The sequence below is a fragment of the Streptococcus sanguinis genome (assembly GCF_900635155.1).
GTDB lineage: Bacteria > Bacillota > Bacilli > Lactobacillales > Streptococcaceae > Streptococcus > Streptococcus sanguinis_G.
In genome coordinates, this window is the sequence record NZ_LR134002.1 from 514907 (window position 1) to 538003 (window position 23097).

Here is a 23097-nt window from a genome sequence, read left to right on the forward strand (position 1 = left end):
AAAGGATTTGCCGTGACGAAAGAAGAAAACTACTCACCGGAAGAAGAAAAGAAAGAGTCGGTCCTTGATTTTGAAGAGGCCAAGGAAATGACAGTCGGCCAAGCCACTCGTAAGAAAGAGGAGCTGGAAGCCGGTGTGAATGAAAGCGACAATGTGCTGGATAAGTATATCAAGCAGCACCGTCAGGAAATCGAAGCTGGAAAATTTGAAACCCAGAAAATCAGAAAGCTGCAGGAGCAGGAAACGGCTCAGGCTGAGCAAGCCTCTTCTGATTTGACCGACTTCATCAAAGAAAGACGGCAAGAGGTTGAAAGTGAACAGGAGATTCAAACAGCTCAGTCGACAGCCACTGAGACTGCAAGTGAGCCAGAAGCAGCTCCAAACCCCTTAGGATCTCGCAGTCAACGCTCAGAGCAGGCGGATTCGATTGCTGCTCCCGTTCAAAAGACATCTTACGGTCCTATTCCGGAGCCGCTTGATGAGAAGGAATTAGAGGTTCCTAAGACACCTTTCTACAAGAAAAAAGCTTTCCTTTATCCTGTCTTGGGACTTCTAGGGATTGCTGTAGCGGGAACAGGGCTCTACTTTGCTCTGGGGCATAATTGGGGTCACAAGACCGTTACAAGCTCCAGCTCTTCAACATCGCAGTCCAGCAAAAAGAGTTCGTCTTCCTCTAGCTCTGATAATACTGCCAAGAATCTGAAGTCCTTTAATGATGAATATGCTGCATTTTTCACAGATAGCAATCAGACAGCTGTCAAAAACAGTAAATTCGGCGACTTGGAAAAATTAAAAACCTTACTTGAAAAGCTAAAAGGCAGCAAAGATTATGATGCAGCCAAGAGCAAGTACGATTCCTTGGTCAAGCAGATTTCGGCTATCCAAAGTGTCAATTCGCAGTTTGATGGCGGAGCAATCACTGACGGTGTCTTGAACAAGGAAGCCAAGGCCAATACAAATGCGACCTTCTCAGATGTATCAAGTGGCAATGCTAAGTTAGATGAAGTTCTAAAGGCAGCAATTGCCCAAGGACGTAGTCAACAAGTACCAACACCAGCGCCTGCTACTGATCAGGGAGGCACCGGTACGGGTACAAGCGGCGGTTCAAGCTCGTCTGCTTCTGGTTCAGGCGCTTCCAGCTCATACTCTGGCTATGGTCTTCCAAGCAATGGAGTAAATCTGCAGAGAGATCTCAGTCGAGTCCCTTATAACCAAGCGGCTATTGATGACGTCAACAATCCAGCTTGGACATTCAACCCTGGCGTTCTGGAGAAAATTTTGCAAACTTCTCGTGAGCGTGGTTATATTTCTGGTGATAACTATATCCTGGAACGCGTCAATATTATTAAAGGAAACGGCTACTATAACCTCTTCAAGCCAGACGGCACCTACCTCTTCAGTATCAACTGTAAGACTGGCTACTTCGTCGGAAATGGTCCGGGTCATGCTGACTCACTTGATTTCTAGTTTGTTGATGAATTTCATTATATATGCACAAAAAAAGTTCTCGATTTCGAGAACTTTTTATTGTTTTAAATCACATGGCGTTCAAAGGCATCATCTGAGATTCCTTGGCTGAGAATAAGTTTAGCCCATTCTTTGGCTGAGAAGAGGCTGTGATCCTTGTAGTTTCCGCAGGATTCAATGGTTGTTCCAGGGACATCTTCCCAGCTAGTTGTTTCAGCAATTTCTTCCAGACAGGATTTGATAACCTGAGCAATCTGGTTAGAACTGTGTTGGCCCCACATAATCATGTGAAAACCGGTGCGGCAGCCAAAAGGCGAGCAGTCAATCATACCATCAATGCGCTTGCGAATCAGCATGGCTAGCAAATGCTCGATGGTATGCAGGCCGGCAGTTGGAATGGAATCTTCGTTAGGCTGAACCAAGCGGATATCAAAATTGGAAATGATGTCGCCTTTAGGGCCAGTTTCTTCTCCGATAAGGCGGACATAAGGTGCTTTGACAATGGTGTGATCCAGCTCAAAGCTTTCAACGATAACTTCTTTAGACATGTTTTCTCCTTTACAATGTAGCGAGTGCGAGAAGGTTTTTCTAGTGATATCAAGCCATAGATTTGTCTTGTTAGCGAAGAAAAAGCCTGTCTCATATACTCCTTTTCTTTCTCTGATTATAGCATAAAAATTTTTTATTTGGGAATAAAGTTTAAGTTTTAGAAAAATAAAAAGTTTGAATAATCTTGTTTATGGTTTGAAAAAGTTTTGGTGCTCAGGCTTCTACAAACTTTGATGATTTTGTCTCTAAAAAATGGACAAAAGCTTTCTTGATTTTCAAAAAATAGGTTTGTGAATTTTTTAGATTTGTGATAGAATAGTATGGAATTTTGAATTCAACAATTAAATAGATTTGGAGTAAAAACATGGACCTATTTCCTATAATTATGTCTGTTTTTGCTGCCATCATTGGTTTAGTGATTGGATATGTAAGTGTCTCGGCTAAGATGAAATCATCTAAAGAAGCTGCAGAGCTTACTCTTTTAAATGCTGAACAAGAAGCAACCAATTTACGCGGACAGGCTGAACGCGAAGCTGATTTGATTGTCAAAGAAGCCAAGCGAGAAACAAGTTCGCTTAAAAAAGAAGCACTTTTGGAGGCAAAAGAAGAAGCCAGAAAATATCGTGAACAAGTTGATGCAGAATTTAAGTCTGAACGTCAAGAGTTAAAACAAATCGAAAGCCGCTTGACAGAGCGTGCTTCTACCCTTGACCGCAAAGACGATAATTTAAGCAACAAAGAAAAGGCTTTGGAGCAAAAAGAACAAAGTCTCTCAGATAAATCTAAACACATTGATGCGCGTGAAGAACAAGTAGCGGAACTTGAAAAGCAGAAGGCAGCAGAGCTGGAGCGAGTTGCTTCGCTATCGCAGACAGAAGCGCGTGATATTATTTTGACGCAGACCGAGGACAAGCTTTCTAAAGAGATTGCGACTAGAATTCGGGATGCGGAGCAAGATATCAAAGAGCGGTCTGACAAGGTTGCGAAGAATATCTTGGTCCAAGCTATGCAGCGTATTGCCGGTGATTATGTCGCCGAGCAAACCAACTCAACGGTGCATCTGCCAGATGACAGTATGAAGGGGCGGATTATTGGCCGTGAAGGTCGCAACATTCGGACTTTTGAAAGTCTGACTGGTATTGATGTCATCATTGATGACACGCCCGAAGTGGTTACTCTCTCAGGTTTTGATCCGATTCGTCGCGAGATTGCTCGTATGACCATGGAAGCACTCTTGAAAGACGGTCGCATTCATCCAGCTCGCATCGAGGAGTTGGTTGAGAAGAACCGTCTAGAAATTGACAATCGTATCCGTGAGTACGGGGAAGCCGCAGCTTATGAAATCGGAGCTCCTAACCTGCATCCTGATTTGATGAAAATCATGGGGCGCTTGCAGTTCCGTACTTCTTATGGTCAGAACGTCCTGCGACACTCTATTGAGGTGGCCAAGCTTTCCGGTATCATCGCTGCTGAGTTGGGTGAAAATGCCAATTTAGCTCGCCGTGCTGGATTCCTCCATGATATTGGCAAGTCTATCGACCGTGAGGTTGAAGGCAGCCACGTGGAAATAGGGACAGAACTGGCTCGTAAGTACAAGGAGCATCCAGTTGTTGTTAATACGATTGCCAGTCACCACGGAGATGTGGAAGCGGAAAGTGTCATTGCTGTTATCGTAGCTGCAGCAGACGCTCTCAGTGCTGCTCGTCCAGGTGCCCGCAGTGAATCTCTGGAAAGCTATATCAAGCGTCTCCAAGATTTGGAAGAAATCGCTAATAGCTTCAAGGGTGTCAAGAACAGCTTTGCTTTACAAGCCGGTCGTGAAATCCGGATTATGGTTCAGCCGGACAAGATTAAGGATGACAAGATTACGATTTTGGCTCACGATGTTCGTGAAAAGATCGAAAATAACTTAGAATATCCAGGCAATATCAAGGTAACAGTTATCCGTGAGATGCGAGCCGTTGACTACGCAAAATAAAGAAGAAATGCAGTCTGGTAACAGATTGCTTTTTTCTTGAATGTTCTGCTGGCCTATTTAGTTTTCCGTATGATTGCTTGCTTATTTTTTCTATTTTCTCAAAACTCTAGACACATACATTTCTTCCTATCCTCTTGAAATATCAGCCTAATTTTGTTACACTAGATAGAAAGACTGTGAAGGAGACATGATGACGGAACGAGGCTTACTAATCGTCTTTTCTGGTCCCTCTGGTGTAGGAAAAGGGACTGTTAGACGAGAAATTTTTGAAAGCACTGATAACCAATTTCAGTACTCGGTATCCATGACGACTCGTCCTCAGCGTCCAGGTGAAGTGGATGGAGTTGACTATTTCTTCCGCACTCGCGAGGAGTTTGAAGAGCTGATTCGTCAGGGACAGATGCTGGAGTATGCAGAGTATGTAGGAAACTACTACGGGACGCCTCTGACTTATGTCAATGAAACGTTGGATAAAGGTATTGATGTCTTCTTAGAGATTGAGGTTCAGGGAGCTTTGCAAGTCAAGAAAAAAGTTCCAGATGCCGTCTTTATTTTTTTGACTCCTCCAGACTTAGAAGAACTCAAAGACCGCTTGGTCGGCCGTGGGACAGACAGTGCTGAGATTATCGCCCAGCGCATTGAAAAGGCCAAAGAAGAAATTGCCCTCATGCGCGAGTATGATTATGCCATTGTCAATGATCAGGTTCCGCTGGCTGCCGACCGAGTCAAGCGCGTGATTGAAGCAGAGCATTTCCGAGTAGACCGTGTTATCGGCCGTTATCAGGACATGCTTCCAAAAAATGAAACGATTATTCGATAGAAAGTTAGAAATTAGGTAGAAAATTATGATGTTAAAACCGTCTATTGACACTTTGCTGGACAAGGTTCCGTCAAAGTATTCCTTGGTTATTTTAGAAGCTAAGCGCGCTCATGAGCTTGAAGCTGGAGCTCCCGCTACGCAGGAATTCAAGTCTGTCAAATCCACTCTTCGTGCTTTGGAAGAAATTGAATCCGGCAATGTCGTTATCCATCCAGATCCAGAAGGCAAGCGTGAGGCAGTTCGCCGTCGGGCAGAAGAAGAGCGCCTGCGTAAAGAAGAAGAAGAACGCAAGATTAAAGAGCAAATCGCTAAAGAAAAAGAAGAAGGTGAGAAGATTTAAGGTTGGGGATGCTCAATCTTATTTTTTCTGTAATGATGTTTAGGAAAGTGGGGTGAGAATGTGAAGCTAGCAAAGATTATTGTGGATGTTCCTCTGATGCAGACGGACAAGCCCTATAGCTATGCTATTCCAGAAGAGTTTGCAGGGATGCTGGCAGCTGGCATGCGGGTTCATGTTCCTTTTGGGCAGGGAAATCGCTTGATTCAAGGGATTGTGGTTGGTTTTGATGAGACAGGAGACCAAGAAGAGCTGAAGGAGATTGCGGAAGTCCTTGATTTCAGTCCCGTGCTGAATCAGGAACAGCTCTGGCTGGCGGACGAGCTGCGCAAGTCAGTCTTTTCCTATAAGATTAGCCTTTTAAAGGCCATGCTGCCTAGTCTTCTCAACTCCAGCTATGATAAACTACTCTATCCGACGGAGCTGCTGAATGATGAGGAACGCTCAGCTATCTTTGGTCAGGAGGACAGTCTTCGCTTTTCTGATTTGGACAAGAAAAGCCAGGCCAAGCTGATGCGACTGACCCAAACTGGCCGCATTCGGCTGGAGTATCAGGCGACGGACAAGAAGCATATTAAGACTGAGAAATGGTATCAGGTCAATCATACCGCTCTGCAAAATCATGACCTTCCCCGACAAGCTAAGAAAAAACAAGCATTAAAAGAAGTCTTGCTGGAGCAGCAGGACAGCCAGCTTTTGGCTGATTTGCGAGAAAACTTTTCGCGCGATATTATTAATTACTTTATCAAAGAAAACCTAATTAGCATTGAGGATAGAGAAATCAGCCGTTCTGCTGCTTATTTCCAAAAGGAGCGGCAGCAACAAAGTCTGACCTTAAATGATGAACAAGCCGCAGCGGTTACGGCAATCACTCAGAAAATTGGTCAGAGTCATTCTCAGCCAGTTCTCTTAGAAGGAGTTACGGGCAGTGGGAAGACCGAAGTTTACTTGCAGGTCATCGCAGAGGCATTGGCTCAGGGCAAGACCGCTATCATGCTGGTTCCAGAGATTTCTCTGACTCCGCAGGTTACAGATCGCTTTATTTCTAGATTTGGCGATCAAGTTGCTATTTTGCATTCAGGTCTGTCTGACGGTGAGAAATATGATGAGTGGCGCAAGGTGGAGCGAGGAGCTGCCCAGGTCGTTGTCGGCGCGCGTTCAGCTATTTTTGCTCCGCTGACAAATATTGGAGCCATTATCATTGATGAAGAGCATGAGTCCTCCTACAAGCAGGATTCTAATCCTCGCTATCATGCTAGAGAGGTGGCTCTCCTGCGAGCTCAGTATAATCAAGCTGTCTTAGTGTTAGGTTCGGCAACTCCGAGCTTGGAGAGCCGTGCCCGAGCAAGCCGTGGAGTCTATGATTTTCAGCTGCTCAGCAAGCGTGCAAATCCGCTGGCGCAGATTCCTCAAGTGGAAGTGGTGGATTTTCGGGATTATATCGGGCAGCATGAGGCCAGTAATTTCACCCCAGTCCTGCTAGAGGCTATTCAAGATCGTCTGGATAAGGGAGAGCAGACGGTTCTCATGCTCAACAGGCGGGGGTATTCCAGCTTTGTTATGTGTCGGGAATGTGGGACCGTTGACAGCTGTCCCAACTGTGATATTTCTCTGACCCTGCATATGGACACTAAGACCATGAACTGCCACTACTGTGGTTTTACTAAGAATATTCCTCAGAGTTGTCCTAACTGTGCCAGCCGCAGCATCCGCTATTATGGCACTGGGACGCAGAAAGCCTATGATGAGCTGGTTCAGCTCTTTCCACAGGCTCGTATTTTGCGGATGGATGTAGATACGACCCGTAAGAAAGGCAGTCATGAAGCTATTTTAGAAAGCTTTGGTCAGGGGCAGGCAGATATTCTCTTAGGCACTCAGATGATTGCCAAGGGATTGGATTTTCCAAACGTGACGCTAGTTGGTGTACTCAATGCAGACACAGCTCTTAATCTGCCGGACTTTCGCTCTTCAGAGCGAACCTTCCAGCTGCTGACTCAGGTGGCGGGCCGGGCTGGTCGTGCTGAAAAGGCTGGTCAGGTCTTCATTCAGTCCTACAATCCTCATCATTATGCCATTGAGTTTGCCAAGCAGCAGGATTACGAGGGCTTTTATGCTTATGAAATGGGAATCCGCCGGCAGCTAGGCTATCCGCCTTATTACTTTACAGTCGGTCTAACCCTGTCGCATAAGGATGAAGAGACAGCAGTGCGAAAAGCTTATGAGGTTATGGATATTCTGCGGAGCGGTCTGTCAGAAAAAGTGCAAATCCTAGGTCCAACTCCGAAGCCCATAGCTCGCACCCATAATCTCTATCATTATCAGATTTTGCTCAAATATCGCTTTGAAGACAAGCTGCAGGCGACGCTAAATCAAGTCTTGGACTGGGCACAGAATCGGGACAATAAAGATTTACGCCTGACAATTGATAATGAACCACAAAATTTTATGTAAAGCTTTTTAGCCGAGGTTAAGGTTGTTGTAGACGACTTCTGATATAATAAGGGAAGGAACAAAAAAGGAATCAATAGTTTAAAATGATGAAAATAATATTTATGGGAACACCGGACTTCTCAGCGACTGTCCTAAAAGGGCTGCTGGACAGCGGGCAATACGAAGTGTTAGCAGTGGTGACGCAGCCGGACCGGGCCGTCGGCCGTAAAAGAGAGATTCGCATGACTCCAGTAAAAGAGCTGGCCTTGGAATACGGGCTGCAAGTTTATCAACCGGAGAAGCTGGCTCAAAGCTCGGATTTAGAGGAGTTGATGAACTTAGAAGCAGACGGTATTGTCACAGCTGCTTTTGGGCAGTTTTTACCTAGCCGCTTGCTAGACAGTGTTGACTTTGCGGTGAATGTTCATGCCTCCTTGCTGCCTAAATACCGAGGTGGTGCGCCCATTCACTATGCTCTGATCAATGGTGATGAGCAAGCGGGTGTTACGATTATGGAAATGGTCAAGGAAATGGATGCTGGAGACATGATAGCCAGCAGAGCGGTGCAGATTGAAGAGACAGACAATGTTGGAACTCTCTTTGAAAAATTGGCGCTTATCGGTCGAAATCTGTTATTGGATGTGCTGCCAGCTTATAGGGCAGGGCAGATTATTCCTCAGCCGCAGGATCCAAGCCAGGTCACTTTTTCTCCGAATATCAGCCCAGAAGAAGAGCGGATAGACTGGAGAAAAACAAACCGCCAAATTTTCAATCAAATCCGCGGCATGTATCCTTGGCCGGTAGCTCATACCTTGCTGCAGGGGCAACGCTTTAAGATTTACGAAGCAGATATGGCGTCTGGCGACGGTCAGCCTGGACAGATATTGTCTATTAGTAAAAAAGAGCTGGTGGTCGCAGCTGGTCAGGGAGCTCTCTCGCTGAAGACGGTTCAGCCTGCTGGTAAGCCCAAGATGGCTATCGTTGATTTTTTGAATGGACTGGGCCGCAGCCTGTCCACAGGAGATACTTTTGGAAAGTAAGCAAAAAACGGCCCGTTGGCAGGCCTTGGAAATTTTGGAAGAAGTTTTTGAAGAAGGAGCCTATTCCAATATCGCCTTAAATCGAGCTCTGAGTCAAAGTCCGCTGAGTCAAGCAGATAAAGGTCTGGTAACAGAGCTGGTTTACGGCACAGTTGCTCGGAAAATCACTCTGGAATGGTATCTTTCCCATCTGATTGAGGATAGGGATAAATTAGATAACTGGCTCTACATTCTGCTTATGCTCAGTCTGTACCAGATGCTCTATCTAGATAAAATCCCTCAGCATGCAGTTGTTCATGAGGCTGTTGAAATTGCGAAAATCCGTAAGCGTGGCAGTGAGAAATTTATCAATGCCTTGTTACGTAGGATTGAGCGTGAGGGTGTGGCTGATTTTGAAACAATCAAGCGCAAAAACAAGCGCTATTCGATCCAGTATTCTCTGCCGGTCTGGCTGGTCAAAGACCTGATAGAAGAGTATGGCGAAGAAAGAGCTTTAGCTATCTTTGCCAGTCTCTTTGTTCGTAGCAAGGCCAGCATTCGCGTGACGGATATGTCGTGCAAGGCAGAGCTTCGCCAGCTTTTAGGGGCTGAGGACTCGCTCTTATCTCCGTCAGCCTTGGTTAAGAAACAGGGGCATTTTGCTGGGCACCAGCTCTTTGAAAGCGGAGCGATTACGATTCAGGATGAGTCTAGTCAGCTTGTGGCTCCGATTCTGGCCATCGAAGGGGAGGAGCAGATTCTGGATGCCTGCAGTGCACCGGGCGGAAAGACTGTCCACATGGCTTCCTATCTGACGAGCGGCCACATTACAGCCTTGGACCTCTACGATCATAAGTTAGAGCTCGTAGAAGAAAATGCAGAAAGACTGGGCTTGGCAGATAAAATCACCACTAAAAAGCTGGACGCGACCAAGGTGTTTGAGACGTTTGGCCCAGATGCTTTCGATAAAATCCTGGTGGATGCTCCTTGCTCTGGTATTGGCTTAATTCGCCGCAAACCAGATATAAAATATAATAAAGAAAATGCAGATTTTGAGAATTTACAAAAAATTCAGCTGGATATACTAGACAGCGTTTGTCAAAGTCTACGTAAAGGTGGTATAATAGCTTATAGTACTTGCACGATTATGGCCAAAGAGAATTTTGAGGTTGTCGAGAAATTTCTGGCCAGTCATCCGAATTTTGAGCAAGTCTTATTAGACCATGAAAGAAAAGATATCGTCAAAGACGGCTGTATCTTAATTACGCCGGAATTATATGAAAGCGACGGATTTTTTATCAGTCAATTTAGGAAGATATCGGAATAAGAGGAGGAAACTGACAGTATGGAAATTTCATTATTAACAGATGTTGGTCAAAAGCGTACAAATAACCAAGATTATGCCAATCTTTTTGTGAATCGGGCGGGCAAGACCCTTATCATCTTGGCAGATGGTATGGGCGGTCACAGAGCTGGAAACATTGCCAGCGAAATGGCTGTGACAGACTTAGGAGCTGCCTGGGTTGATACACAGATTGATTCGGTGAATCAGGTGCGTGAATGGTTTGCGGAGCACTTGGAAGAGGAAAATCAGCGCATTCATCAATTTGGTCAAGATGAAGAATACAAGGGTATGGGAACGACTTTGGAAGCCTTGGCTATTATTGATAATCAAGCCATCTATGCCCATATCGGTGATTCTCGCATCGGCCTGATTCGTGGTGATGAATACCGTCAGCTGACTAATGACCACTCGCTTGTTAATGCTTTGTTGAAAGCTGGACAGATTACTCCAGAAGAAGCAGAGCGTCATCCGCAGAAGAATATCATTACCCAGTCTATTGGTCAAAAAGACGAAGTACAGCCTGACTATGGCATGATTACCTTGGAGGATGGTGACTACCTTCTGCTCAACAGTGACGGTCTGACTAATATGATTTCAGACAGTGAAATTTGTGACATTGTCACCAGCGACATCAGCCTGTCTGAAAAAACAGAAACCTTAATTCGCTTTGCCAACAATGCTGGAGGACTGGATAACATCACAGTTGCTCTGGTTCGCTTTGACAAGGAGGATAAGGCATGATTCAAATCGGCAAAATCTTTGCCGGGCGATATAAAATCATCAAGCAGATTGGCCGCGGAGGCATGGCAGATGTCTATCTGGCCAAGGACTTGATTTTGGATGGTGAGGAAGTTGCGGTAAAGGTTCTTAGAACCAATTACCAGACAGATCCTATCGCTGTCGCGCGTTTCCAGCGGGAAGCTAAGGCGATGGCTGATTTGGACCATCCGCACATCGTTCGGATCACTGATATTGGGGAAGAAGACGGCCAGCAGTATCTGGCTATGGAATACGTAGCAGGTCTTGACCTCAAGCGCTATATCAAAGAGAATTCTCCGATTTCAAATGAAGAAGCAGTCAGAATCATGGGACAAATCTTGCTGGCGATGCGCTTAGCGCATACACGCGGTATTGTCCATCGTGACCTGAAACCACAAAATGTCCTCTTAACCCCGGATGGCAATGCCAAGGTAACAGACTTTGGGATTGCGGTGGCCTTTGCAGAGACAAGTCTGACTCAGACCAACTCTATGCTGGGCTCGGTTCATTATCTATCGCCTGAGCAGGCGCGTGGCTCTAAAGCAACTGTTCAGAGTGATATTTATGCAATGGGGATTATTTTTTATGAGATGCTGACAGGTCATATCCCTTATGACGGGGATAGTGCCGTTACGATTGCTCTTCAGCATTTCCAAAAGCCGCTGCCATCCATCATTTCTGAAAATCCTAATGTGCCTCAAGCCTTGGAAAATGTGGTCATTAAGGCAACAGCCAAAAAACTGACGGATCGCTATCAGTCGGTTGCAGAGATGTATGTTGACTTGTCTAGCAGCTTATCTTATGAGCGCCGCAATGAAAAGAAATTGGTCTTTGATGATGTAGCGAAAGCAGACACCAAGACCTTGCCAAAAATCTCGCCTGTACCGCAGCCAGCAGTTCCACCTGTTAAGTCAACACCGCCTAAAGCGGAAGCGACTGAAGTTAAGGAAGAGACAGCTGATGCGGTTAAGAAAGTTCCAAAGAAACGTCGTTTGAGAACGCGTTACAAGGTACTTTTCTTTGCAGTCCTATTGGTTTTGGCGGCTTTTGTTGTCCTTCTTTATAATAGCCCATCCAATACCAGCGTGCCAGATGTTTCTGGTCAGACTGTAGCAGAGGCTCGTTCCGCTATCGAAGCTAAGAAGCTGGTTGTCGGAGACGAAAAGGAAGAATACAGCGACAATGTCGAATCTGGCAAAGTCATTAAAACTGATCCACAGGCCAATAGTCAGCGCCGCGAAGGCAGCAAGATTGACCTGATTATCTCCAAGGGGCCCAAGACCTTTGTGATGGAAGATTATACTGAGAGACTGAAAGATGCGGCCGTCAAAGATTTGAAAGAAAACTTTAAGGTTCCTGAGAAATTGATTGAGATTGTTGAGGAGGAATCGGACGAGTACGAGCCAGGTCAGGTGATTCGTCAGTCACCGGCAGCTGGTTCGACCTATGATTTGACTTCTAATCATAAGATCAAGCTGACAGTAGCCAAAGAAGTAACTAGTGTATCCATGCCTGACTTTGGCAGCATGCAGTACACCTACGCCAATGCACGTTCTTACTTGATCCAAATGGGAATTTCTTCTTCCCGAATTGAGCGAGTTGTTGACCGTTCGGTCACTTCTACTCAGGCAGACTTGGTAACTTCCCAGTCACCAGCAGCAGGTCAGACTATTGACCTCAAATCTAATGAAAAAATCACTCTTTACGTGACAGAAGCAACGACACCATCATCATCTAGTTCGTCATCATCATCTAGCAACTCGAAGAGCAGTTCATCGTCCGATGATGAAAGTCATTCTAGTAGCTCTAGTTCTTCAGAACATCAATGATGAAAGACCATTCCTTTTAAGCTTTCTGGCTTGAAAGGATGGTTTTTCTTTTTTGCTGGACAAATTTCCCCATTTCATGCCTTGGACGGAGGATTTTTGGCCTAATTTTGTTAAAATAGGAAGGTAGAGAAAGGAAACGGCTATGTGGAAGGTTCAATTATTTGTCTTTGTTGAAACAGTCTTATTATCCATGGCATTGGTGACCATGTTGGCAGCTGATTTTTCACGAGTTGTCATTATATTGGTCCTTTTTTTGCTGCTGCTCTATTATTACTTCGGCAAGCAAAAAGGGAATTTTCTGCTAGTCGCTTCCATGATTATGCTGTTTTTCATTATTATGCTCAATCCCTACGTCATTGCTGCCCTTTTATTCGCGCTGGTTTATGGGATGATTGTGGCCTACCCTTATATCTATAAGGAAAATCAAGAAACCCATCTCGTTTACGAAGAAGATGTGGAAATTCAGAGTGAAAAGAATCGCTGGTTGGGGGACCTGCAGCATTTTTCTAAGGACAGCTGTCAATTCCACGACATCAATCTCTTGCGCATTGTTGGGAAAGACACCATTCATTTGGAAGATGTGATTTTGGTCAACCATGATAATGTCATTGTCATTCGAAAAGGTTTTGGCGATACCAAGATTATTGTGCCGCTGGATGTGGAAATTCAGCTGCAAATCAACACTCTCTATGGGGAGCTGAACTTTCTGCATCATCCATCTCGCAAGCTGCGCAACGAAACCATTTCGCTGACGACACCAGACTATAAACGGGCCAATAAGACAGTGAAGATAGTCCTCGTCAGCTTCTTAGGAAATGTGGAGGTTGTCAGAAAGTGAAGAAATCAAATTATTTTCTCATTCTCCTCTATACTTTCTTTGTCTTATTTATCATCTTTCATTATATTTTTAATATTTTTGATTTCACTTGGCAGGAGCTCTTTAATGATTTGGAGCTGTTGCAGTCTTTTGTGTTCTTTGTTGTGATTATCGGTTTATCACTGACCATTCTGATTGTGATAGCAGCTCGCTTGATACAATATCTGTCGGTAGCCCATGTGCAAAAAAATCTTCGGAATTTGCTGGATGGACGGAGGCTGGAGCCGACAGACCAACCCGAGTTGGATCGCTCTCTGCATCAGCTCGAGAGGAGGATGCACCGTCTGACAGAGAATCTCCAAAAGTCTGAAAATCAAACCCTGCAGACAGAAGAGAAAATTATCGAAAAAGAACGGCGGCGGATTGCGCGTGATTTGCACGATACTGTCAGTCAGGAATTATTTGCAGCCAATATGATTCTTTCAGGAGTCGCTGGAAATGTAGAAAGGCTCGATGGACAAAAACTGCAAAAGCAGCTCACGGGGATTGCAGATATTCTGGATACAGCCCAGAAGGATTTGCGGATTCTCCTGCTCCACCTACGACCTACAGAGTTGGAAAATAAGACTCTGATCGAAGGTATGGATGTGATTATCAAGGAGCTGACTGATAAAAGCGACATTGATGTTCACTTCAATCATCAGGTTGGGCATCTACCCAAACAGATGGAGGAGCATGTCTTCAGGATTATGCAGGAAATTATCAACAACACACTGCGGCATGCCCAGGCCAGTCGGTTGGATATTTACCTCTATCAGGCACCTAATGAGCTTAAAATCAAGGTATCTGATAATGGCGTCGGTTTTGATCCGCTGGCTCAGGATGAACTCAGCTACGGCTTGAAAAATATGGAAGACCGTGTGCGGGATATGGCGGGTACCTTTAAGCTTTTGACTGCCCCCAGAAAAGGCCTTTCTATTGAAATCACGATACCTTTACTAGAAGGAGAAGATCATGAAGATATTGTTAGTGGATGACCATCAGATGGTCAGATTGGGATTGAAAAGTTACCTGGAACTGCAAGATGGTATAGCTGAAGTATCTGAAGCAGTCAATGGTAAAGAAGGCGTTGAGCAAGCTTTAGCAAGTCGTCCGGATGTGATTATCATGGATATCGTCATGCCTGAGATGAATGGGATTGAAGCGACACTGGCCATTTTGAAAGAGTGGCCGGAAGCAAAGATTCTGATTTTGACTTCTTATCTGGATAATGAAAAAATTTATCCTGTTCTGGATGCAGGCGCTCATGGATACATGCTTAAGACTTCCAGCGCTGAAGAAATTCTCCGTGCCGTCAAAAAAGTGGCCAAGGGAGAATTTGCCATTGAAACAGAGGTCAGCAAGAAAGTGGAGTATCATCGCAACCATATTGAACTTCACGAGGATTTGACAGCTCGTGAGCGTGATATTTTAGGGCTTTTGGCCAAGGGTTATGAAAATCAACGAATTGCGGATGAACTCTTTATTTCCCTCAAAACGGTCAAGACTCATGTCTCCAATATCCTGTCCAAATTGGAGGTGAGCGACCGCACTCAGGCAGTTGTTTATGCTTTTCAGCACCATCTTGTCCCACAAGAAGATTTTTAATGGTATAATAGAAAAGATTAAGATTGGACAAGGGGAGATATGGACGCAAAATTAAAGTATAAGGCAAAAAAGATAAAAATTGTCTTTTTCGATATAGATGATACCCTGCGGGTCAAGGATACAGGTTTTATCCCAGACTCTATCCAGACAGTTTTCAAGCAGTTGAAGGACAAAGGGATTTTGACGGGTATTGCGTCTGGAAGAGGAATGTTTGGTGTTGTGCCGGAATTGAGAGCTTTGCAGCCAGACTTTTTCGTTACCCTGAACGGAGCCTATGTCGAAGACAGCAAAGGGAAGGTGATTTCTCAGACGGTTATCCCGTCCGATAGAGTGACGTCCTATATTGCTTGGGCTCAGGAGGAAGGGATTGACTATGGTCTGGTCGGAAGTCATGAAGCGGCCTTGTCTAATCGAAATTCTCTGATTTCAGAGGCCATTGATGTGGTTTATCCAGATTTGCCTGTTGATTCAGATTTTCATTTAGACAAGGATATTTATCAGCTTTGGACCTTTGAAGATAGAGGAGATAGCCTGCAGCTGCCGGATACATTAGCAGAACACCTGCGTTTGGTTCGCTGGCATCCTCATTCGTCAGACGTGGTACCGACAGAAGGGTCCAAGGCAGCCGGAGTTTCCAAGGTTGTCGAGCATCTGGGCTTCAAACCTGAAAATGTCATGGTTTTTGGCGACGGACTCAATGATCTGGAATTGTTTGACTATGCGGGAATTGGCATTGCCATGGGCATTTCCCATGAAGAACTGCGAAAAAGAGCAGATTATATTACAAAAACGGTAGAAGAAGACGGTATTTTTGCCGCTTTAGAGGAGTTAGGTATGGTAGAAAAAGAATTACATTTTCCACAAGTAGAACTTGCAGCAGCAGAAGGTCCAAAAGCGACTATCAAGACTAATCACGGTGACATGAAAGTTCAGCTGTTTCCAGAACAGGCACCAAAAACAGTAGCCAACTTTATTGCCCTTGCTAAAGATGGATATTATGACGGTGTGATTTTCCATCGCATTATTCAGGACTTTATGATTCAGGGTGGTGATCCTACTGGTACCGGTATGGGCGGTCAGTCTATCTATGGCGAGAAATTTGAAGATGAGTTTTCACCTGAGTTATACAATATTCGTGGGGCTCTTTCCATGGCAAATGCTGGGCCGAATACTAACGGCAGTCAATTCTTCATTGTTCAAAATAAAGATCTTCCTTATTCAGCTAAGGAATTGAGCCGCGGCGGCTGGCCTGAAGCTATCGCTGAAGTCTATGCCAGTCAGGGAGGAACACCGCATTTGGATCGGCGCCATACTGTCTTTGGTCAGCTTGTTGATGAAGCATCCTACCAAGTTTTGGACAAGATTGCAGCTGTTGAGACGGGTGCGATGGACAAACCCGTGGAAGATGTTGTGATTGAGACCATTGAGGTAGAAGACTGATGAAAATCGGTGATAAATTAAAAGGCAAAATCACTGGGATTCAGCCTTATGGAGCTTTTGTTGAGCTGGAAAACGGAACAATTGGTCTAATTCATATCTCAGAAATTCGTCCGGGTTATATTGAGAATATCCATGATAGTGTAAAGATTGGCCAGCAAGTCTTAGTACAGGTTGTGGACTATGATGAATTTTCTGGGAAGTCCAGTCTGTCCATGCGAACCCTGGAAGAAGAAAAGCACCGCCTCCCTAGACGCCACCGCTTTTCAAACGACCGCTGTAAAATTGGTTTTGAACCTTTAGGCAGACAACTGCCTATCTGGATCAAAGAGGCAAAAAAATTCTTAAAAGAAGAAAAAGTTTAAAAAATATCCTGTTCCACAAGAGAACAGGATATTTTGCTTGGATAGAATTGCTATTCAATTCATAGCCGACTGCTAAGTTGAAATGGACATGTTTTTCAAAAAATACTAAGCATCAAATTCATAGAGGGCAGTAGACAGGTAGCGTTCGCCGTTATCAGGTGCCAGAGCAAGGACTTTCTTGCCAGCTCCTAGTTTTTTCGCTACTTCAATAGCTGCGAAAATAGCGGCAGCAGATGAAATCCCCACTAAGAAGCCTTCCTGACCGCCAATATAGCGTCCGAATTCCAGTGCTTGATCAGAAGTTACGCGGACAATACCGTTGTAGGCTGCTGTATCCAAAGTCTCTGGAATGAATCCAGCTGAAAGTCCTTGGATTTTGTGAGGACCTGGCTTCTCACCAGAAAGGATAGCAGATTCGTCTGCTTCAACTGCATAGATTTGGATGTTCGGATTAACTTTTTTGAGAGCGTGAGATACACCGGAAATAGTTCCGCCAGTTCCGACACCGCCAACAAAAGCGTCCAGTCCAGTTTCACCGAAAGCAGCGATAATTTCTGCTCCTGTTGTTCGTTCGTGAACCTCTGGATTGGCCGGATTGTTAAACTGCAGTGGCAGCCAGCCATTTCGTTCTTGTGCGATTTCTTGTGCTTTTGCAATAGCACCCTTCATTCCTTCGCTACCTGGAGTCAAGACTAATTCAGCACCATAAGCTTGGATAATTTTGCGGCGCTCCACACTCATGGTCTCTGGCATAACAATGACAACCTTGTAGCCTTTGGCTGCTCCAACCCATGAAAGGCCAATACCAGTATTTCCGCTGGTTGCTTCAACGATAGTATCACCAGGCTTGATAAGGCCATCGCGTTCAGCCGCCTCAATCATGCTGAGAGCAATCCGGTCTTTGACAGAAGAGCCGGGATTGAAAGCTTCTAACTTCACATACACCTCAGCAGCTCCTTCTGGAACCAAGTTGTTCAATTTGACAATGGGAGTTTGCCCAATTAGTTCTGTAATATTTTGATAAATACGTGACATAGGATACATACCTCAATATAATTTAATAGAATTAGTATAAAATGAAACAAGCGCTTTGTAAAATATAAAAAAGCTATGAGAGCCATAGCTTTTCTTTATGTCAAAACGTCAAGGGGGACTTCTACTTGGCGCAGCCCTTGATCTATCATCTCCAATTTGCCCTTAAAAAACTCAGTCAGTTTATCTTTGAGCAGTTCTCTTTCACCTTTGTCAACGAAAAGAAGAGTGGAGACGGTATCTGTAAATTCAGTATCGTATTCAGCAAGATTTTCTGCCTTGAGAAAATTCGCAAAATCCTGATATTGGCTGTAAGACAGTTTTAGGCGCAGGCCAGTCTGTCCTTTTATTTCAACCAGTCCAATCTCCTTAATAGCCAGAGCAACACTGCCGGCATAAGCTCGAATCAGACCGCCGGCTCCTAGTTTAATACCGCCAAAATAGCGAGTAACCACAACGCAAAGATTGGTCAATTCATGCTTTTCTAGAACTCCCAGCATAGGAACTCCGGCTGTTCCGCTAGGCTCCCCATCATCGCTGGTTCGTTTAATATCGCTCTTTTCTCCAATGATAAAAGCAGAGCAGTTATGGGTAGCCTTGTAATGTTCTTTTTTTATAGCAGCGATAAAAGCGCGAGCCTCTTCCTCGGAGTAAACTCTTTTCACATGGCAGATAAAGCGGGATTTTTTAATTTCCTCTTGAACCATGCCATCTTCCTTAATTGTCTTAAATTCCATAACTATATTTTACAAAAAAAGATAAATTTTGCCAAAAAATTACGAATATATAAGTATGTTAGAGTTACAAGATTGTTTAGGACGGATATTTACAGAAAGTCAGTTAGAGTCTAGCTTGCGCGCACAAGCAAAAGCAATTCCCAGTATCCAAGAAGAAAAAGGCAAGCTACGCTGCGGACGCTGCAACAGTTTGATTGAACGAGAAAATCAGCTACCTGTTGGAGCTTATTATTGTAGAGAATGCTTAATCTTGGGACGGGTGCGGAGTGACCAAAAACTCTACTATTTTCCTCAAGAGGATTTTCCTAAAAATCAGGTGCTTAAATGGCGGGGGCAACTGACAGAGTTTCAGGGGAAGGTCTCCAAAGGCTTACTTGATGCGCTAGAGAAAAGACAGGATACGTTAGTGCATGCTGTTACTGGCGCTGGAAAAACAGAAATGATTTACCAAGTGCTTGCCAGAGTTATTGACAGAGGTGGTTCTGTTTGCTTGGCCAGTCCGCGGATTGATGTTTGTTTAGAGCTTTATCGGCGCCTTAAAGAAGATTTTTCTTGTGAAATAGCCCTTCTGCATGGGGAGTCAGAAGCTTATTTTCGCAGTCCCTTGGTAATTGCTACCACTCACCAGCTATTAAAATTTTATCAAGCTTTTGATTTGCTGATTGTTGATGAGGTAGACGCCTTTCCTTATGTGGATAATCCCATGCTGTATCACGCTGTAGAACGTTCTGTGAAAGAGGATGCTACAACTATTTTTCTGACAGCCACTTCCACGGATGAACTGGATAAAAGGGTTCAAAAAGGTGAGCTGAAACGCCTGAGTCTTCCCAGAAGATTTCATGGTAATCCCTTGACTATCCCTCAGAAAGTTTGGTTATCCGATTTTCAAAAACATCTTCAGAAGAAGAAAATAGCACCTAAACTTTTGAACTATATACAAAAACAGAGGGAGACTCAATTTCCTCTCTTGATATTTGCTGCAGAAATTCAAAGAGGAGAGGATTTTGCTCAGGCTCTGCAGATTGCTCTGCCGGATGAAAAGCTAGCTTTTGTTGCCTCCACAACAGAAAATCGTCTGGAGATTGTTGAACAGTTTCGTCGCAAGGAGATCACTATTTTGGTGACAACGACTATCTTAGAGCGTGGGGTAACCTTTCCTGGTGTAGATGTTTTTGTCTTGGAAGCCAATCATCGCTTGTTCAGTCGTAGTGCCCTGGTTCAGATTTCAGGCCGAGTTGGCCGCAGTTTGGACAGACCAACTGGACAGTTGCTATTTTTTCATGATGGGACTACCCTTGCTATGGAAAAGGCAATTCGGGAAATGAGGGATATGAATAAGGAGGCGGGATTATGACAGAGTGTCTTTTATGCAAAGGGCAAATTGAGGACAAAAGTAGTTTTTTACGGCTTTTTCTATTAAAAGAAGAAGGACCAAGCTGCTGCTCCACTTGTTATCAAAATTTTGAACGCATATCTGAAGAGCATTGCCCTCGCTGTTTTCGCGACGGGAAATCAGATTTATGCACAGATTGCAAAAAGTGGGAGGAAGAAGGGAATCTAGTCCAGCACCAGTCAATATTTACTTATAATCAAGCAATGAAGGCTTATTTCAGTCAATACAAGTTTCAGGGAGACTATGCATTGCGCTTTGTATTTGCAAAAGCAACTAAAAAAGCAGTCAAAATGTTTAGAGAGCACACCATTGTTCCGATTCCAGTCAGTATAGAAAAATTTCAAGTTCGAGGATTTAATCAAGTGCAGGGAATTTTAGATGCAGGAAAAGTAGCATATAGAAATATCTTAGAGAAAAAAGACACCCTAGCCCAGTCGAGCAAGACACGTGAGGAGCGTCTGCAGACTCAGCAAGCCTTTGAAATTAAGAAAGAAGTTGATTTGCCAGATAAAATTTTGCTGGTTGATGATATCTATACGACTGGAAAAACCTTGCAATTGGCCAAGCAAATCTTATTGGAAGCCGGTGTGAAAGAAGTATTGTCGTTTTCAATCGCAAGATAAGAAAAAATTTGCAAAAAAGGAATGAAAGCGTTATAATGATATTATAAATAAAACATTTATGTTTAGAAAGAAGGTACTTATATGCTTAAATATAGTATCCGTGGTGAAAACCTAGAAGTAACAGATGCTCTCCGTGACTACGTAGTTTCTAAACTTGAGAAGATTGAGAAGTATTTCCAAGCAGAGCAAGAACTTGATGCGCGTGTGAACCTCAAGGTTTACCGTGAAAAGACTGCGAAAGTGGAAGTGACAATTCCGCTAGGCTCCATCACTCTTCGTGCAGAAGATATCTCTCAGGACATGTATGGATCAATTGATTTGGTCACAGATAAGATTGAGCGCCAAATCCGCAAAAATAAGACCAAGATTGAAAGAAAGAATCGCAATAAAGTTGCTACAAGTCAGCTTTTCACAGATTCCTTTGCTGAAGAAGCAGAAGAAGTCCCATCAAAAGTTGTCCGTTCAAAACACATAGATTTGAAGCCAATGGACTTGGAAGAAGCGATTCTGCAGATGGATTTGTTGGGTCATGATTTCTTTATCTATTCCGATGCAGAGGACAGCAGCACAAATGTTATATACCGTCGTGAAGATGGAGATATTGGACTGTTAGAAGTCAAATAAATAAGAAAAGAGGGTTGAGAGCAAGTTTCTCACCCTTATTATTTCATAGAAAGTTATACTGCCAGATGACATAGAACAAGCAACCTAGGCACAAAGAAATTAACTTTATACTTAGAGTTTAAAAATAAACTCCAAAAAAATGTAAAAAAAATTAGAAAAGGTATTGACAGGAGGTGTGGTTGGGTGATATACTAATATAGTTGTCGCGAAAGACAAAGCCCTTTGAAAACTGAACAAGACGAACCAAGTGCAGGGTGACATAGAGATATGTAACCTGTCAAAAAAACGAAAATAAATCTGTCAGTGGACAGTAATGAGTGCGAACTCAAACTTTTTAATGAGAGTTTGATCCTGGCTCAGGACGAACGCTGGCGGCGTGCCTAATACATGCAAGTAGAACGCTGAAGAGAGGAGCTTGCTCTTCTTGGATGAGTTGCGAACGGGTGAGTAACGCGTAGGTAACCTGCCTGGTAGCGGGGGATAACTATTGGAAACGATAGCTAATACCGCATGAAATTGAATATCGCATGATACTTAATTGAAAGATGCAACTGCATCACTACCAGATGGACCTGCGTTGTATTAGCTAGTTGGTGAGGTAACGGCTCACCAAGGCGACGATACATAGCCGACCTGAGAGGGTGATCGGCCACACTGGGACTGAGACACGGCCCAGACTCCTACGGGAGGCAGCAGTAGGGAATCTTCGGCAATGGGGGGAACCCTGACCGAGCAACGCCGCGTGAGTGAAGAAGGTTTTCGGATCGTAAAGCTCTGTTGTAAGAGAAGAACGGGTGTGAGAGTGGAAAGTTCACACTGTGACGGTATCTTACCAGAAAGGGACGGCTAACTACGTGCCAGCAGCCGCGGTAATACGTAGGTCCCGAGCGTTGTCCGGATTTATTGGGCGTAAAGCGAGCGCAGGCGGTTAGATAAGTCTGAAGTTAAAGGCTGTGGCTTAACCATAGTATGCTTTGGAAACTGTTTAACTTGAGTGCAGAAGGGGAGAGTGGAATTCCATGTGTAGCGGTGAAATGCGTAGATATATGGAGGAACACCGGTGGCGAAAGCGGCTCTCTGGTCTGTAACTGACGCTGAGGCTCGAAAGCGTGGGGAGCAAACAGGATTAGATACCCTGGTAGTCCACGCCGTAAACGATGAGTGCTAGGTGTTAGGCCCTTTCCGGGGCTTAGTGCCGCAGCTAACGCATTAAGCACTCCGCCTGGGGAGTACGACCGCAAGGTTGAAACTCAAAGGAATTGACGGGGGCCCGCACAAGCGGTGGAGCATGTGGTTTAATTCGAAGCAACGCGAAGAACCTTACCAGGTCTTGACATCCCTCTGACCACTCTAGAGATAGAGTTTTCCTTCGGGACAGAGGTGACAGGTGGTGCATGGTTGTCGTCAGCTCGTGTCGTGAGATGTTGGGTTAAGTCCCGCAACGAGCGCAACCCCTATTGTTAGTTGCCATCATTCAGTTGGGCACTCTAGCGAGACTGCCGGTAATAAACCGGAGGAAGGTGGGGATGACGTCAAATCATCATGCCCCTTATGACCTGGGCTACACACGTGCTACAATGGCTGGTACAACGAGTCGCAAGCCGGTGACGGCAAGCTAATCTCTGAAAGCCAGTCTCAGTTCGGATTGTAGGCTGCAACTCGCCTACATGAAGTCGGAATCGCTAGTAATCGCGGATCAGCACGCCGCGGTGAATACGTTCCCGGGCCTTGTACACACCGCCCGTCACACCACGAGAGTTTGTAACACCCGAAGTCGGTGAGGTAACCGTAAGGAGCCAGCCGCCTAAGGTGGGATAGATGATTGGGGTGAAGTCGTAACAAGGTAGCCGTATCGGAAGGTGCGGCTGGATCACCTCCTTTCTAAGGAG

Annotated in this window: 20 protein-coding genes and 1 rRNA gene; 18 read left to right on the top strand and 3 right to left on the bottom strand. The window is 44.6% G+C overall.

Features of this window, described 5'->3' with window-relative positions; genetic code table 11:
* Positions 1–12 precede the first annotated feature (12 nt).
* Positions 13–1467: a cell division site-positioning protein MapZ family protein gene (locus tag ELZ47_RS02590; RefSeq protein WP_126435191.1), complete on the top strand. Its 1455-nt coding sequence runs from the start codon at positions 13–15 to the stop codon at positions 1465–1467.
* A gap of 65 nt (positions 1468–1532) precedes the next feature.
* Here the strand turns inward: ELZ47_RS02590 and ELZ47_RS02595 are convergent, their stop codons facing one another.
* Positions 1533–2015, bottom strand: coding sequence for an S-ribosylhomocysteine lyase (locus ELZ47_RS02595; protein WP_002901276.1), 483 nt, complete (start codon positions 2013–2015; stop codon positions 1533–1535).
* 365 nt (positions 2016–2380) lie between these two features.
* Between ELZ47_RS02595 and ELZ47_RS02600 the strand changes: the two genes are divergently transcribed.
* From ELZ47_RS02600 to ELZ47_RS02660, 13 genes are all read left to right on the top strand, one after another.
* Positions 2381–3994, top strand: a complete 1614-nt coding sequence (locus ELZ47_RS02600; RefSeq protein WP_002893506.1) for a ribonuclease Y — start codon at positions 2381–2383, stop codon at positions 3992–3994.
* Between the two features lie 187 nt (positions 3995–4181).
* Positions 4182–4814, top strand: a complete 633-nt coding sequence (gmk, locus tag ELZ47_RS02605; RefSeq protein ID WP_002893505.1) for a guanylate kinase — start codon at positions 4182–4184, stop codon at positions 4812–4814.
* A gap of 25 nt (positions 4815–4839) precedes the next feature.
* Positions 4840–5154 (top strand): DNA-directed RNA polymerase subunit omega, encoded by a 315-nt coding sequence (gene rpoZ / locus ELZ47_RS02610; RefSeq protein ID WP_002893503.1) that lies wholly within the window; start codon positions 4840–4842, stop codon positions 5152–5154.
* Between the two features lie 60 nt (positions 5155–5214).
* Entirely contained in the window at positions 5215–7602 is a 2388-nt protein-coding gene (locus ELZ47_RS02615; RefSeq protein ID WP_126435193.1) for a primosomal protein N', read from the top strand.
* An 83-nt stretch (positions 7603–7685) separates the two neighbouring features.
* Positions 7686–8621, top strand: a complete 936-nt coding sequence (gene fmt, locus ELZ47_RS02620) for a methionyl-tRNA formyltransferase (RefSeq protein ID WP_126435194.1) — start codon at positions 7686–7688, stop codon at positions 8619–8621.
* Positions 8611–9927: a 16S rRNA (cytosine(967)-C(5))-methyltransferase RsmB gene (gene rsmB, locus ELZ47_RS02625; protein WP_126435196.1), complete on the top strand. Its 1317-nt coding sequence runs from the start codon at positions 8611–8613 to the stop codon at positions 9925–9927. The genes fmt and rsmB overlap by 11 nt, the downstream gene beginning before the upstream one ends.
* Before the next feature lie 18 nt (positions 9928–9945).
* Positions 9946–10686, top strand: a complete 741-nt coding sequence (locus tag ELZ47_RS02630; protein WP_002893499.1) for a Stp1/IreP family PP2C-type Ser/Thr phosphatase — start codon at positions 9946–9948, stop codon at positions 10684–10686.
* Complete coding sequence (pknB, locus tag ELZ47_RS02635; protein ID WP_126435198.1) at positions 10683–12533, top strand: Stk1 family PASTA domain-containing Ser/Thr kinase; 1851 nt, start codon at positions 10683–10685, stop codon at positions 12531–12533. Before ELZ47_RS02630 ends, pknB begins: the two co-directional genes overlap by 4 nt.
* Positions 12534–12675: 142 nt before the next feature.
* Positions 12676–13371, top strand: a complete 696-nt coding sequence (gene liaF, locus ELZ47_RS02640) for a cell wall-active antibiotics response protein LiaF (protein WP_002893496.1) — start codon at positions 12676–12678, stop codon at positions 13369–13371.
* Positions 13368–14387: a sensor histidine kinase gene (locus ELZ47_RS02645; protein ID WP_126435200.1), complete on the top strand. Its 1020-nt coding sequence runs from the start codon at positions 13368–13370 to the stop codon at positions 14385–14387. The genes liaF and ELZ47_RS02645 overlap by 4 nt, the downstream gene beginning before the upstream one ends.
* On the top strand, positions 14365–14997 hold the full coding sequence (locus ELZ47_RS02650) for a response regulator transcription factor (RefSeq protein WP_009659067.1): 633 nt from the start codon (positions 14365–14367) through the stop codon (positions 14995–14997). The genes ELZ47_RS02645 and ELZ47_RS02650 overlap by 23 nt, the downstream gene beginning before the upstream one ends.
* A gap of 39 nt (positions 14998–15036) precedes the next feature.
* Entirely contained in the window at positions 15037–16437 is a 1401-nt protein-coding gene (locus tag ELZ47_RS02655; RefSeq protein WP_125331610.1) for a bifunctional Cof-type HAD-IIB family hydrolase/peptidylprolyl isomerase, read from the top strand.
* A complete protein-coding gene (locus tag ELZ47_RS02660) occupies positions 16437–16799 on the top strand; it encodes a S1 RNA-binding domain-containing protein (protein WP_002901252.1) in 363 nt (120 codons plus the stop codon). Before ELZ47_RS02655 ends, ELZ47_RS02660 begins: the two co-directional genes overlap by 1 nt.
* A gap of 105 nt (positions 16800–16904) precedes the next feature.
* Here the strand turns inward: ELZ47_RS02660 and cysK are convergent, their stop codons facing one another.
* Both cysK and ELZ47_RS02670 read right to left on the bottom strand, forming a co-directional pair.
* Positions 16905–17834 (bottom strand): cysteine synthase A, encoded by a 930-nt coding sequence (gene cysK, locus ELZ47_RS02665; RefSeq protein ID WP_125331608.1) that lies wholly within the window; start codon positions 17832–17834, stop codon positions 16905–16907.
* 95 nt (positions 17835–17929) lie between these two features.
* Positions 17930–18568, bottom strand: a complete 639-nt coding sequence (locus tag ELZ47_RS02670) for a YigZ family protein (protein ID WP_125331606.1) — start codon at positions 18566–18568, stop codon at positions 17930–17932.
* A gap of 55 nt (positions 18569–18623) precedes the next feature.
* Here ELZ47_RS02670 and ELZ47_RS02675 point away from each other — a divergent pair, with 55 nt between their 5' ends.
* The 4 genes from ELZ47_RS02675 (at position 18624) to ELZ47_RS02690 (ending at position 23089) form a co-directional block, all read left to right on the top strand.
* Complete coding sequence (locus ELZ47_RS02675; protein WP_125331604.1) at positions 18624–19922, top strand: DEAD/DEAH box helicase; 1299 nt, start codon at positions 18624–18626, stop codon at positions 19920–19922.
* Positions 19919–20584 (top strand): ComF family protein, encoded by a 666-nt coding sequence (locus ELZ47_RS02680; protein ID WP_125331602.1) that lies wholly within the window; start codon positions 19919–19921, stop codon positions 20582–20584. Before ELZ47_RS02675 ends, ELZ47_RS02680 begins: the two co-directional genes overlap by 4 nt.
* Before the next feature lie 81 nt (positions 20585–20665).
* Entirely contained in the window at positions 20666–21208 is a 543-nt protein-coding gene (hpf, locus tag ELZ47_RS02685) for a ribosome hibernation-promoting factor, HPF/YfiA family (protein WP_002903257.1), read from the top strand.
* Positions 21209–21541: 333 nt separating this feature from the next.
* Positions 21542–23089 (top strand): 16S ribosomal RNA (locus tag ELZ47_RS02690).
* Positions 23090–23097: the final 8 nt, after the last annotated feature.

Bases quoted from the DNA above. Each gene is read 5' to 3' on its own strand.
- ELZ47_RS02595 (WP_002901276.1), bottom strand. From the start codon at position 2,015: ATGTCTAAAGAAGTTATCGTTGAAAGCTTTGAGCTGGATCACACCATT.
- ELZ47_RS02600 (WP_002893506.1), top strand. From the start codon at position 2,381: ATGGACCTATTTCCTATAATTATGTCTGTTTTTGCTGCCATCATTGGT.
- gmk (WP_002893505.1), top strand. From the start codon at position 4,182: ATGATGACGGAACGAGGCTTACTAATCGTCTTTTCTGGTCCCTCTGGT.
- rpoZ (WP_002893503.1), top strand. From the start codon at position 4,840: ATGATGTTAAAACCGTCTATTGACACTTTGCTGGACAAGGTTCCGTCA.
- fmt (WP_126435194.1), top strand. From the start codon at position 7,686: ATGATGAAAATAATATTTATGGGAACACCGGACTTCTCAGCGACTGTC.
- ELZ47_RS02630 (WP_002893499.1), top strand. From the start codon at position 9,946: ATGGAAATTTCATTATTAACAGATGTTGGTCAAAAGCGTACAAATAAC.
- pknB (WP_126435198.1), top strand. From the start codon at position 10,683: ATGATTCAAATCGGCAAAATCTTTGCCGGGCGATATAAAATCATCAAG.
- liaF (WP_002893496.1), top strand. From the start codon at position 12,676: ATGTGGAAGGTTCAATTATTTGTCTTTGTTGAAACAGTCTTATTATCC.
- ELZ47_RS02650 (WP_009659067.1), top strand. From the start codon at position 14,365: ATGAAGATATTGTTAGTGGATGACCATCAGATGGTCAGATTGGGATTG.
- ELZ47_RS02655 (WP_125331610.1), top strand. From the start codon at position 15,037: ATGGACGCAAAATTAAAGTATAAGGCAAAAAAGATAAAAATTGTCTTT.
- ELZ47_RS02660 (WP_002901252.1), top strand. From the start codon at position 16,437: ATGAAAATCGGTGATAAATTAAAAGGCAAAATCACTGGGATTCAGCCT.
- cysK (WP_125331608.1), bottom strand. From the start codon at position 17,834: ATGTCACGTATTTATCAAAATATTACAGAACTAATTGGGCAAACTCCC.
- ELZ47_RS02670 (WP_125331606.1), bottom strand. From the start codon at position 18,568: ATGGAATTTAAGACAATTAAGGAAGATGGCATGGTTCAAGAGGAAATT.
- ELZ47_RS02675 (WP_125331604.1), top strand. From the start codon at position 18,624: ATGTTAGAGTTACAAGATTGTTTAGGACGGATATTTACAGAAAGTCAG.
- ELZ47_RS02680 (WP_125331602.1), top strand. From the start codon at position 19,919: ATGACAGAGTGTCTTTTATGCAAAGGGCAAATTGAGGACAAAAGTAGT.
- hpf (WP_002903257.1), top strand. From the start codon at position 20,666: ATGCTTAAATATAGTATCCGTGGTGAAAACCTAGAAGTAACAGATGCT.